The following is a 12,519-nucleotide window of genomic DNA, read 5'->3' on the forward strand; positions in this document are numbered from 1 at the left end:
GGCTAAAGCCGCCGCCTACAATGCAAAACCCCGTAGCATGGCCTTTAGGCCATGGAATATCTCAAACACATTGCGGGACTAAAGCCGCCGCCTACAATGCAAAACCCCGTAGCATGGCCTTTAGGCCATGGAATATCTTAAACACATTGCGGGGCTAAAGCCGCCGCCTACAATGCAAAACCCTGTAGCATGGCCTTTAGGCCATGGAATGAACGTATATTCGGGCCGATGAACAACGCAATAAAAACGATAAATAAAGGTGATTGCGTCAGTAAAAGCATTTAGAATCGCCTCCCTTAAATTAATTTCTTCTATCAATATCAAGGATAATTCAAGTGAATCTGAAGTACGGATTTTGTTGCATTGCGGCGCTGTTTTCCCTGTCAGTGTCTTCAATATCGGTTTTGGCCCAACAAAATGTGGAAACACTGCAGGTTACGGGTACGCGACTAGCTGATTATACAGCGGGCAGTTTTTCCAGCTTATCTAGAGAGCAAATTGATGCTATCAACCCTGCATCCACACTCGACCTTCTGAATCGCATTCCCAATATCGTTATTGCTGAGAACGGTGTTGCTGGTGGTGTTTCCTTTGTATCTGTGCGTGGAGGCGAATCTAATTTCACTTTGGTTCTAATTGATGGTGTTGCGGTTAATGACTCAACAAATAGTCGTGGGGGCGGTTTCGATTTTAGCCAAATAAACCCGCAAAGTATCGAGCGAGTTGAGGTTTATCACGGTGGCATCAGTGCCATCTACGGTGGTGAGGCCATCAGCGGAGTGATTCATATTATTACTCGAGAGCAAGCTGCGCCAGCGATTAATTTTGAAGTTGGCAGCGATAAACAGGTTAACGGGAGTTTAAATCTTTCCCATGCTTACGCGAATGGTGTTTCGGTGTTGGCGAGTCTATCTTCTAGGCAAAGGGAAGCTTCTGATTTTGCCACGGCTAACAGTCAGCAAGGTCTGTTTAAAGTCGCTTTTGCCAACACTAAACAAAATCACCGACTGTTAGTCACTTACAGTGACAATGAAAACCTGAGTTTTGCTGAAGATTCCGGTGGAGAGCTTTATGCAATGCCTCAGGTAGCCGAACAACGCAACAGCGAGCAGTGGCTGGTGGGCTTAAACAATACGCTTCAGTTAGAACCATCGTTGGCTGTTAATCTTAACCTGTCTTGGTTGGATCGTCAGGAGTCATCAGATCACCCAGGTATCGCCGAAGGAGTGCAATCAGGTGTGCCTGCTAGTGTTATTGATTCACAGTTCACTCGTTCTGAAATTGAATTGTTTGTGAATCATCAGCTAAATCAACAAACTACCATTGTGGTTGGGGTTAGTGCACGCGATGCTGAAGGCAGCAATACTGGCTTTCTTGATTATGGATTTCAACTACCTGTAGATTTTGTATTAGAACAGAATTCGCAAAGTGCCTTTATTGAAGGGAAATATGCGCAAAATAACTATGCTATAGATTTAGGATTGCGATATGACGATGCTGACAACTTCGATAGTGAAACATCGGTTCGATTCGCTGGACATTATGATCTTTCTGATGATGTAAATGTGTTTGCGGTGTACAACGAAGGTTATAAATTGCCGAGCTTTTTTGCCTTGGCACATCCGCTGGTGGGCAATCCGGAGTTGCAACCAGAGCGCAGTGTCAATAAAGAACTCGGCGTGGAATGGGTCTTTGAATTGGGGCAAATTACATTGGTGTTATTTGAAAATGATTTCACTGATTTGGTAGATTTTGACGCTGAACTATTTACCTCGGTTAATCGAAGTAGTGTGGAAACTTCAGGGGTAGAGCTAAACAGTAATATTGAATTAACAAAGTGGCTGCAACTGTCAATTGACGTAAGTTATGTAGATATCACGGTTGACGGCCAGCAAAGCCAGTTGCGCAGACGCCCAGAATGGTCTGGTGGTGCAAGTTTAGATGCCCAGTGGCACGACGTGACTATCTCAATTTTTGCAGATGTGAGGGATGCGTATTTAGATAGTTCAATTCCCACAGGATTAGTTGAATTGGGTGGATATGCTAAATACGGTGTATCAGCAAATTGGCAGTTATCGGATAATTTGCAGACTCACTTAAATATCGATAACGCCCTTGCTCATGACATTCAAGATTCCGTTGGGTTTGAGAATAATGATGCCAATTTTCGGGTTGGTATGACCTATCAATTTTAAACTAAAAATATCTTTAAACGGCCAAATACAGTTAGGTATTTGGCCTTTATGATTAACCGCTAACCTGCGGTTAATGAACGAAAAAAAGCACTATTTCCACCGCAATCAAGATGATGATTATCCATTCCAAAAATGAAGAATGTTTATGGTTTTGCTCCGCCGCCAGCATTTCAAAGAGTTCATGAATAGTTTCTAGCTTGAGGTTGAGCAATTCAATTCTTTGAGTCAGTTCAAGATATTTGGTTGCGGCCAAATAATCTTCTTGGGTCGCAGGGTAATCCCAAAAATATTCTGGTACATCCAATAAACTAAAACGCAACATAATGTCGTTTTTAGTTTGAAATAGCGCTCCTCGTCGCATCGCCAGCTTTTTTCGGCTTAATTTGATATTACCTGTGGTAGCAAGTTCTTTTGCCAGATGTCGATTATGGGTAATCGTACTTTCCGCTTGAGATTCAAATACTTCCAATTTACGTGACTGCGCAAACGCATGGCTTATGGCCAATAAAGTGTGAGTTTTCGCCGCGCCTAAAGTAAAGATGTCATTGCAAATGGATAGCTTGGCATCATCGACCAAATTAAACTGGTAAACTTCCCAGTGCTCAGTTGGACCTGTGGTATTAAACGCCTTCAAGTCTTCCATTAAATCAGTCTTTTTAGCGGCACTGATTCCCCAAGTCACAACCACCCCATAGTCAAATATAAATACATGACCTTTAGGAAGATCTATATGTAACGCATCTCTGTAACGATTAACCACAAAGTGTTTAGCAAACTGACTTTGAATCGCCTTGAGTTCAAGAGTGTCTGCGATGCAGATAACTTCAATCAGTTGAGATGAAAAATTGCTTGTCATGTTTTTTCCTTATTTACTTACACGACTAATAACAACGGCTGTACGTAATTTGGACTTACCAAATACCGACAAATTATTAAAGTCTTCTTTCGCCAACGGAATATGTTGGCAATCTGCCATTTGCTGATTATCAACTTCCTCTGTGGTGTCATCTGGATCAGGGTCATGGAAATATAAGCAGTCATCATCTACATGGGTAATAGTCACCCAATGCGGTGACTTTTTACCGTCTAGTTGATAGGTACTTATCAGGCTCAGCACTACCGAACCTGCTGCTAATTCTGATTGGATCATTGCTACACTGGGTGCGCTATATTGGATCGGTAATCCAATTTCCTTTGCTCGTTGTTTAAAGCGTTTTTCAACAGCATGCATGATGTTTTTTTTATGCTCACTGCGCACGCCATCAAGAAACAAAGTGTCTTTTGTATTTACATATACCTTGGCATCAAAACCCCGTTCCATTGCCGCTATGCCTAAACCAATAGGATGACAACCACCGTGACCAGATGTCATGAAAATGGTGGTAGCTTGTCGCCAAATATCTAACTCTAAAGATTGGTTCATGTTCATCTCAGAATCGAGATTATTCATCGCCATCATCAAAGCTGCAGGTCCACAAGTAAACTCCGTGGTTTGTCGATACCAAGGGTAACTTGCCCAGCGTTGTTGAGTTAAACGTTGGTGAATCGGCTTTTGCATACGCAAAGCGTCTACACTGTTATGATAATAGTTGCGATAAACACCAAAAGATCGGTAACCGAAAGATTTATAAAGGTTTATCGCCGTTTCATTGTCACAGGCTACTTCTAAACGCATAAACAATTTTCCGCGCTCAACAGATTCTTTTTCTAATTCACTCAATATACGTTTGCCCAAACCGCTTCCTTTGGCTTGTTTCGATACGGCAATCGAATATAGCCTGCACAAGCGAGTACCTTTGCGCATCAACACAAGTCCATAACCCAATATCGCTGCTTGAGATTTTTCCGACGCGTTTTCTTGTACCGCCACAATAAATACACATGTAGGAGATTTCAGCCAATGCCTGAAACTCCGGCGGCTTAAACGATCAGAATCGAAACTCTGTTTTTCCAATTCGAGCAGTTGCTGCAAATCTTCATTTGCTGCTGCTCTTATTAAAATTGGCATCGTTTGTTGTTTAGATACCATAATGTTCACTTAGCGACCTCTCGCTTCAAGACGATTCGCAAATTCTTGCATAATGATCATGTACAGCTCTTTACCTAAATAAAGGTCTTCCACTTTCGACTCCAAACTGGGGTTGTCATTCACTTCAATCACATATACCTGGTTATTAACCTGTTTGATGTCTACTCCGTATAAACCTTTACCAACGATAGCACTGGCTTTCACCGCCGCATCTAACACAGGCTTGGGTACTTCGAAAGTTGGCAAAGTCTCAAAATCACCAGAGAAATGTGCTTTGGAGCCGTGGTTGTATATTTGCCAGTGATTGCGAGCCATAAAATAACGGCAAGCATAAATAGCACGGCCATTAAGCACACCAATACGCCAATCGAAATCGGTATAAACGTACTCTTGGACTAAAACCAATGCTGATTTAGTCAACATTTCGGTTAATTTCAATTTTAGCTCAGCAAAGTTCTCAACTTTAAACACACCCATTGAAAACGAACTTTCTGGTAACTTAAGTACGATTGGATAGCCAAATTCTGCGGCTAGCTTTTCGCAGGTTTCATCAAGTGCGTTTGACACAAAACTGCTTTTTGGAGCTGGTACTTTGTTATAGCTAAATGCATCGTGCAAAAACACTTTATTGCAACAGCGCAGAATAGACTGTGCGTCATCAATGACTACCAGACCATCTTGTTCAGCTTTGCGCGCTAAACGATAGGTGTGGTGATCGATCGCAGTGGTTTCTCTGATAAATAGAGCATCATACTGACCAATATTGGTTGCTTGTTTTGCGTTAATTAGCTCCGCGTGAATACCCACTTGTTCAGCAGCCTTTATAAAGCTTTTCAACGCCTTACTGTCACTTGGAGGTGTTTTTTCCTGTTCATTAACTAAAATCGCCATGTCCCAACGGAATTTTTTCTTGTTGTAATGATTACGCCAAGTTGATTGGGTGTAATGTTCCAAACGCTGAATAAACACCGGCCAAGTTTTCGCATCCAACTCGTTACAGCCCATAACCGATACCTGCACCCAAATAGAGTTATCAGATGGCTTTATTTTTAGGCGTAATATTGGCGCTGGATAACGCTCAAACACATGTTTTGATAACTTTTTGAAACTTTCATTTTCGGTCCAACCAAAAAATACCAAGATTTCCACTTCTTCCTTATCAAATTGCATAGGAAGGAAAGACTTAGCTAGTGTTAGTCCAGATTTTTCTACTGATTCGTGCCGATTTAATGCGGTTAAATCGTTAATACAGTTAACGCTGGGTAACACCTTATGTTGACGGGCTTCAGCCAGTAACGAACAGTAGTAACCCTCGCTCAAATAAAGCGATGTATTACATAAGTTGATTACTCTGGTTTTGGGTTCACCAGCTTTAGGATAATCCGCCAAATACTGAGCAAAATCGATTATATTTGCATCAATTTGTGGTAACCCATCTAACGTGTCAACGACGACTAACGATTTATACATTTGTTAATTTCAGCCTTAAATGTGAATTTTTTAAACGCTGAAAAAGTCATTTTAACAGCCTTAAAAAAGTGAGCGAAATATAGACGTTCCATAGCCAAATACAACAATAAAAGCCTAGTACATTGACGAAAAATTATTGTCTTCACGAGCAAATTAATTTGCTGGCAAAGATTGATTAATGGGATAAAAATCCAGCCACTTTATAAACCGATCAAATTCCCTAATTATATTGGAGAAAACAATGAATAAATGGCTATTAGGCGCAGCAGTAACAGCAATCTACGCTAGTGTTTCTTATGCGCAAGAAGCAGCAGACCCAGACACCGTTGCTGATATGCTGCAATACTGTCTTGAAGTCGCCGCGGAAGATGGTACTGGCGATTTGAGCAAGCAAGAGTTTGTTTTAAATTGTGTTAACGAAGAGCTTGAATCTGAAGGTTTCACAAAAATAACGGCATTACCTAAAAAAGTATAATCCCACCCGCCTACACATTCAAACCCGTAGCATGGCCTTTAGGCCATGTGGGCTTGTTTTTTTCGCGGCGCTAAAGCACCCGCCTACACATTCAAATCCGTAGCATGGCCTTTAGGCCATGGGAGGTTGTTTTTTTCGCGGGGCTAAAGCCGCCGCCTACAATAGAAACCCTGTAGCATGGCCTTTAGGCCATGGGAGGCTTGTATTTTTCGCGGGGCTAAAGCCGCCGCCTACAATAGAAACCCTGTAGCATGGCCTTTAGGCCATGGAATATCTCAAACACATTGCGAGGCTAAAGCACCCGCCTACAGAGAGGGGATTTCATCCAGCCCATCGGGCGCGGCCTTTAGGAGCTTATTGCAGAAACTGAGTTTGTGATAAATTTAACTACTGCAATGAGTTCTTCAATATTGTTATTTTCAATCACATTCAAATAAATACGCACGTTAAAATCACAAGGAATATCCAATTTTACCAATCCGGGATAGCTTCCTGTTTCAGGTAATAATGTACAGCCTTTTTCACTACTATTTAATTGCCCAAGTCCTATTTGATAAGAGCTGGTTTTTAAACGTGCATTTCGGCATTGGGGGAATTGTTGATAAACATTGTCTGTGACTTTATGGCTCCACTCAATGTGAACATATTCTTCCAAATCTTGGCTATTGGGTTTGGCAAAAAAACGCAGAGGGATTTCTGCTATTTGACTGGTTTCAACGTTATCCAGTTTAAGCGGTTCTGTGGTGAAGGCCATGTCTATGGTGCGTTCATGTAGTTGCCTAGACAACAATTCAGTGTTTCCTAAATCTGTTCGAAGCGATATCTCAGGAAATTGATGAGCGACCTCGAAGAGGATCTTATCAAGACTTAAATAGAATGCATTCGGAGTGGTTGCCACACTCAAAAATCTGACGCTTTTATGATTTAATGCTTGTTTTGCCTCTAGCAGTTTTGCCGACAATTGTTTCGCGTAAGGAATGAGCTGTTCACCAGCTGGAGTAAGTTGAATACTATTTCGATTACGAATAAACAAGGCTGTATTAAAATACTCTTCGAGCAATTTAATCCTGGCACTAACGGCAGATTGAGTGAGGTATAAGTTGTCAGCTGCTTTACCAAAATGGCGTGTATTAGCAACTTCCAAAAAAGTACTAAGGAAACGGATATCCACAACAAATTCACGAATTTGACTAGGTTACCCGTTTAATACTTTAAATATGCCGATTAAGCAAGCCCTATGGCCTGCTTAATCTTTCTAGCTTAATGATATTGAGATTGTCTATCTCGCTCTCGACTCAACTTTTTACTGTCTCGTTTACGCCTTTCAATATCATTCATACGCTTACTTTTGTGCGGCGCGTCAGAATTACTATACATCCAGTCTGAATTATCAAAGTCTTCTTTTTCGCGTCTGTAATCTTTGCTCATTTTAGCTCACCAGTTAAATATTCATTACTCATTGCATGACAGAATAGAACTCGCTCCATCCTGACTCTGTTTGAGTGGAGTTATCATTGCAACTTCCTAACGGGCTGTGAAACAAAAAAAATTTATCTTTAAGATAAATATATTTTTTGCTGAATTGGTATTAGTTTTGATGAGTGGGTTTTAGCCCATGGGAGGCTTGTCTTCTTTCGCGTGGCTAAAGCCGCCGCCTACAATAGAAATATCGTAGCATGGCCTTTAGGCCATGGAATCTTGTATGTTCTCGCGGGGCTAAAGCTGCCGCCTACAGGGAGAGTTCATGTGGCATGGGTTTTAGCTCATGGAATGCAACCCGAACATATTGCCTTCCGTATCTATCGCAAGCACTATAAATCCGTAATCACCGATCGACATTTTTTGCCGTTGAACCTGTCCTCCGGCACTCTCAACTTTAGCTCCTTCTACTGCGCAGTCATCACAGGAAAAATAGACTAAGGTACTATTTCCGCCAGCAGGAAAATCTGGCATCTTCACGAGTGCGCCTGATGCGCCATATTTTTCCATGTCAGATGGGAAAGCGAGCATCTCTACACTGCCATCACTAGGATCGTTTAACGCTTCCAACTCTACATCAAATACTTTTTCATAAAATGCCTTAGCACGCTTAATGTCGTCGACATAAATTTCAAACCAACCAACTGGATTTTGCATAACTTTCTCCTATCAAAAGACTTCACTAAAACTTCGAGAAGTATAGGTCAAATTTTTAGTACCCTTTAAATTTAAAGGGTAAATCTACGAAATAAGCCATTGATACGCCGTACCATCCAGCGTGGATAATGAGTGGCATACTGGACTAACATTTTATTGGCCAATTTATCTAGAAATACCACGTCACCTTTCATCATAGCTTTATAGGCGTCGTTGGTGAGGGAATCTGGTTGTGCTTTTAGAAAACTTGGGATGTACTGTTCAACGCCATGGGCGCCACTCAACATCTTAGTTTCAGTAATCCCCGGACACACGCAAGTCACAGTTACGCCGGTACCTTTAAGATCTTCTGAAATCCCTTCACTGAACGACAAAACAAATGCTTTACTTGCACCATATGCACTAAAACTTGGGGTCGGCATAAAGCTGGCTATAGAGCCTACATTGACTATTCGGCCTTCGCCCTTCGCAATCATAGGGCCAACAAATACGCGGGTCATATTGACTAGGCTTTGAATGTTCAGTTGAATTAAGTTGTTGAGCGTTTCTACATCCGCTTGTTGAATGGGGTCTATTTGCATCATGCCAGCGTTATTGACCAAAATGTCGACTTCTATTTTATCGGTCATTAACTGTTCATATAACTTTTGTGCGCTATGTTTAAGGCTTAAGTCAGTGGGATATACATGACAAGTCACAGCATATTTTGCATTTAAATAAATCGATAATTCATTTAACTTTTGCTGATTACGAGCCACTAAAACCAGCTCGTGTCCGTGTTTGGCAAAGGTTTCGGCGAAACTCCTGCCAATCCCTTCTGATGCTCCCGTTATCAATACTGTGTTTAATTTGATCATAAAAAATCCTGTTTTATTCGCGCGCGTATTTTAAAAGTCATCAATTGAACTGAAAATTGTAGTCCAGATTGAACATAGCAGCTTTTTTGTTTGAGACCCAAGGGTATTCTTATTGAGTGTTTTTTGCACTATCGATTGGTTTGGCAGATGCTTCTTAACAATACATATTTACCAGTTTGACACAGGTAATTAAGCAGCTAGCTTAGTCGTATTGGTTGCTGTGTTGCAGTTTACAGGAAAGAACGTAAGCGAGAATGGCAATTTATAAAGGGTAGATACTCTCAATTTCGAAGAGCAGGTATTGGAGACTCAATCTGATGCGGTGTGAAATCAATATTTAGAATATTGATGTAAAAACGACAGACATTTCTATATGGGTAGGTGAGAAATCGTTAATTTAATTTTTTAACAAAACGAAAAAAAAGGCCCACTTACACGAATGCAAATGAGCCATTTCGGAGCTTGAACTAATTGCTATTTATAATTTGTAGCGAACGCCGACAAACACCTTGCGACCCCATTCTGAGTATGAACCTGGCACGCTACTAGTGCCGTTATAGCTATGCCAATTGTCATTTAATAAGTTATCTAGTTGCACATAGGCTTCTAAATTACTACTAAATGAATACGTAGCTGAAGCCGATACCCAAGTCATTGGATCAGCCGTTCCTTTGTATGGAGTTTCACTGACTAAATTAAGGGGGGACCAATGACTCAGAATGAAACTTTCAGTATGCGAGCCCGATAGACTCAAGCTCAGATTATCGGTGTTATACATTAGATTTAGTGAATAAGAAGTATCTGGAATTCCCGCCAATACCCCTATTTTTGTTCCGTCTTGATACGATTCTGTATCTATGTAGGTGTAGTTTGCATTAATACCAAAACCAGATTCAAAGAAATGTTGCAGTGAAAACTCATAACCAAGGACTTTAGCGGTATCTAAGTTTTTGGGTTCGAACACATTAAATGGAGTATCGACGTATCCAGTTTCTATCCAAGGTTGTGGATTTTCTACTGGGTAAACTGGGCGATTTGCTTGATCTTCCTCAGTGGGATAAACGTTTTGCCAATCTTGTACAAATCCCTTGATGTCTTTCTGGAAAATTGCAGCCGTCAATGCGGATCCCTCTGAAAAGTACCATTCTATGGATACGTCAGATTGTTTGGCTTTTACCGGCGATAGCTTAGGGTTTCCCACTCGATTTAGAGTAAACTCCCCCCATGCTGCTGAGCCATCGTCCACTTGGGTTGATAATTGGTTTAACGAAGCTCTGGCCATTACCTCGGCATAAGATAAACGCAGAAGTAAGTTGTCCAATAATTCAATAGCGAAATTGACAGAGGGGAGTAATTCGGAATAACTATTTTCCACTGAGATCGCAACCGGATCATAGTGTTCCACTACCCACACCCAAGCGGCTGGCGCACTGACTTTTTCGATTTCCCAAAGCCAACCATTTGACGTGGTATCAGTGTTAACATAGCGTAAACCAGCATTACCTGACCATTCCATGCCCGCTATTTCACCAAACAGGTTACCTTGAACGAAAAAGGATTTTGTATCTTCGACAACTTCGAAAGATTCGTTTGGATTGAAACGTCCTTCATCTGCATCTGAATATCCGTCGGGGTAAACCTCTCCGGTAAAGCGGTTGATGACATCCGGGTTGTTATCTGAGGCTTCTAAAGCTGCTTGATAAGCATCAATATCAAATCCTACAAATTGTCGTGGAAAGTCGCCTGAAACATCACTCAAAAAATCATCTATCGGAAAGCCTTGCACAACATCAACACCCGTATCTGCGAAAGTAAAAGGCGCATTACTGTATAGTGTTTGTGCATGTTGATTGTCTATTTTCACACGATCTTTACTACGTTTGTTATAAACAGCACCAAATTCAATACTTGAAACAATCGGCATATCTAAAAACAACTCGCCTATAAGTGACCCCCCAATAACTTCATCTTCAATATTCACTCCATTGGTTTGGGAATAATGCGGTCCGAACTGACTGTCGTTAACTAAGTCACCAACAGAGCTAATTGCATCATCCGCAAAATCTATTATAACGTTAGGTAAGCCGCCTTCTGTCAAGCTAAAAGTAGCCGTGTTTGGCACCCCACCTATGCCGTGGGCTACAACAAACTTATCTTTACCGCCGGCGTCGCGTTTAGCATTAGAAAGGTATACGTCACCGGTTACAGTAAAGTTATCGTTTACTTGAAATTTTCCATTTAAACCGACTTGATAAGTATCTACAACACGATGTTCGGTTATGGTCACTAATTCTGGAATCAGGTTATCCATGGTCATGCCAGTGACCATTGTTCCCTCTGGGTTTAGCTCAGTTGCAATTCCGCCAAAGGTAGCATCACGCCAACTCGACGCTTGACCTACCAAATAATATGACTCGGTATAACCTTGAGATGGCGCGTCTAAGCGAGTCCAAAGAAAGTCTGCATTAATATCAACCTTTGAACTGGGTTGATACTGGAAGGCACCGGAGAATGCCATACGTTTCTTTTCTTCAATTTGTGCGGTATAGGCGACAACATTAGGAATGATTAATTCGTTAGAAGCATCTTGCCAGTTAACCACACCACCATCGCTATTGTCATGATCCCAACCCCAATTGACCCCATAATTCAAATCTGAGAGTGAGTCCGTTCGTGTCGGTGTGTTGCTGTATAAAGCAGAAAACAGAAAGCCCATTGTTTCGTCAGCAAAAGTGTTGCTGCTTACCGCGGTAAATTTGTAGCCGTTTTTATCGGCTTTATCACCATAATTGCCCTCAACTGAGAACGATCCTTGTAACCCTTTGTTATCAAAAGGACGGGCCGTTCGTAAATCAATTGCCCCACCTATACTGCCCTCAAGCGTTGAAGCCTTAACAGACTTATGTACCCAAGCCTCTGAAATGACTTCTGATGGTAAGACATCAAAAGCGAATTCACGGCCGCTTTGATCGGTTGCCATAATACGACCATTAATGGTTACAATACTAAATTCAGGACCCAAACCGCGAATATTAACGCCTTTGCCTTCACCACCGCTTGTTCTGTCAATTGTTACCCCAGTAATATGAGATAGCGAGTCTGCAACATTGGCATCCGGAAAAATCCCCAGTTCTTTAGCTGTGATACCATCAACGATTGAATCACTAGAGCGCTTAAGATCTAAAGCTTTGATTAAGCTAGCTTGAGCCGATGTAACCGTTATGACTTCAGTTTCGTCAGTTGTGTTATCAATTGAGTCTTGTGCGTGGACATTAGTACAAAGCAACGCCACGGCAATTGCTAACGATGTCTTGTTAAAGTGAGTATTCATGAAGCCCTCTTTGTATTATGGTGATG

General features: G+C 41.4%; 10 protein-coding genes. 2 read left to right on the top strand and 8 right to left on the bottom strand.

Going from position 1 to position 12,519, the window contains the following annotated elements; genetic code table 11:
- Nucleotides 1-335: 335 nt before the first annotated feature.
- Nucleotides 336-2,195: a TonB-dependent siderophore receptor gene (locus Q4567_RS19450; protein WP_303501823.1), complete on the top strand. Its 1,860-nt coding sequence runs from the start codon at nucleotides 336-338 to the stop codon at nucleotides 2,193-2,195.
- Nucleotides 2,196-2,265: 70 nt separating this feature from the next.
- On the opposite strand, the gene Q4567_RS19455 is transcribed toward Q4567_RS19450, so the two are convergent.
- The 3 genes from Q4567_RS19455 to Q4567_RS19465 are packed head-to-tail and all read right to left on the bottom strand — an operon-like array spanning nucleotide 2,266 to nucleotide 5,694.
- Entirely contained in the window at nucleotides 2,266-3,051 is a 786-nt protein-coding gene (locus tag Q4567_RS19455) for an RMD1 family protein (RefSeq protein WP_303501825.1), read from the bottom strand.
- A gap of 9 nt (nucleotides 3,052-3,060) precedes the next feature.
- Nucleotides 3,061-4,224 carry a GNAT family N-acetyltransferase/peptidase C39 family protein gene (locus Q4567_RS19460; RefSeq protein WP_216048727.1) on the bottom strand — a complete coding sequence of 388 codons (1,164 nt, stop codon included), beginning with the start codon at nucleotides 4,222-4,224 and terminating at the stop codon, nucleotides 3,061-3,063.
- A 9-nt stretch (nucleotides 4,225-4,233) separates the two neighbouring features.
- Nucleotides 4,234-5,694 (bottom strand): RimK family protein, encoded by a 1,461-nt coding sequence (locus tag Q4567_RS19465; protein WP_216048728.1) that lies wholly within the window; start codon nucleotides 5,692-5,694, stop codon nucleotides 4,234-4,236.
- Between the two features lie 241 nt (nucleotides 5,695-5,935).
- On the opposite strand from Q4567_RS19465, the gene Q4567_RS19470 reads away from it, so the two are divergent.
- On the top strand, nucleotides 5,936-6,169 hold the full coding sequence (locus tag Q4567_RS19470) for a hypothetical protein (RefSeq protein ID WP_216048729.1): 234 nt from the start codon (nucleotides 5,936-5,938) through the stop codon (nucleotides 6,167-6,169).
- 346 nt (nucleotides 6,170-6,515) lie between these two features.
- On the opposite strand, the gene Q4567_RS19475 is transcribed toward Q4567_RS19470, so the two are convergent.
- The 5 genes from Q4567_RS19475 to Q4567_RS19495 form a co-directional block, all read right to left on the bottom strand.
- The gene (locus tag Q4567_RS19475; RefSeq protein WP_303501831.1) at nucleotides 6,516-7,340 is read right to left on the bottom strand and encodes a LysR family transcriptional regulator; all 825 of its coding nucleotides are present in this window, start codon (nucleotides 7,338-7,340) and stop codon (nucleotides 6,516-6,518) included.
- A gap of 89 nt (nucleotides 7,341-7,429) precedes the next feature.
- On the bottom strand, nucleotides 7,430-7,597 hold the full coding sequence (locus Q4567_RS19480) for a hypothetical protein (RefSeq protein ID WP_216048731.1): 168 nt from the start codon (nucleotides 7,595-7,597) through the stop codon (nucleotides 7,430-7,432).
- Nucleotides 7,598-7,927: 330 nt separating this feature from the next.
- Nucleotides 7,928-8,305, bottom strand: a complete 378-nt coding sequence (locus tag Q4567_RS19485) for a VOC family protein (protein ID WP_216049196.1) — start codon at nucleotides 8,303-8,305, stop codon at nucleotides 7,928-7,930.
- 71 nt (nucleotides 8,306-8,376) lie between these two features.
- Nucleotides 8,377-9,162, bottom strand: a complete 786-nt coding sequence (locus tag Q4567_RS19490) for an SDR family oxidoreductase (protein WP_216049195.1) — start codon at nucleotides 9,160-9,162, stop codon at nucleotides 8,377-8,379.
- 478 nt (nucleotides 9,163-9,640) lie between these two features.
- Complete coding sequence (locus Q4567_RS19495) at nucleotides 9,641-12,493, bottom strand: TonB-dependent receptor (protein WP_303501837.1); 2,853 nt, start codon at nucleotides 12,491-12,493, stop codon at nucleotides 9,641-9,643.
- Between the last annotated feature and the right edge of the window lie 26 nt (nucleotides 12,494-12,519).

Source organism: Aliiglaciecola sp. 2_MG-2023 (assembly GCF_030548145.1).
Taxonomy (GTDB): Bacteria; Pseudomonadota; Gammaproteobacteria; order Enterobacterales; family Alteromonadaceae; genus Aliiglaciecola; species Aliiglaciecola lipolytica_A.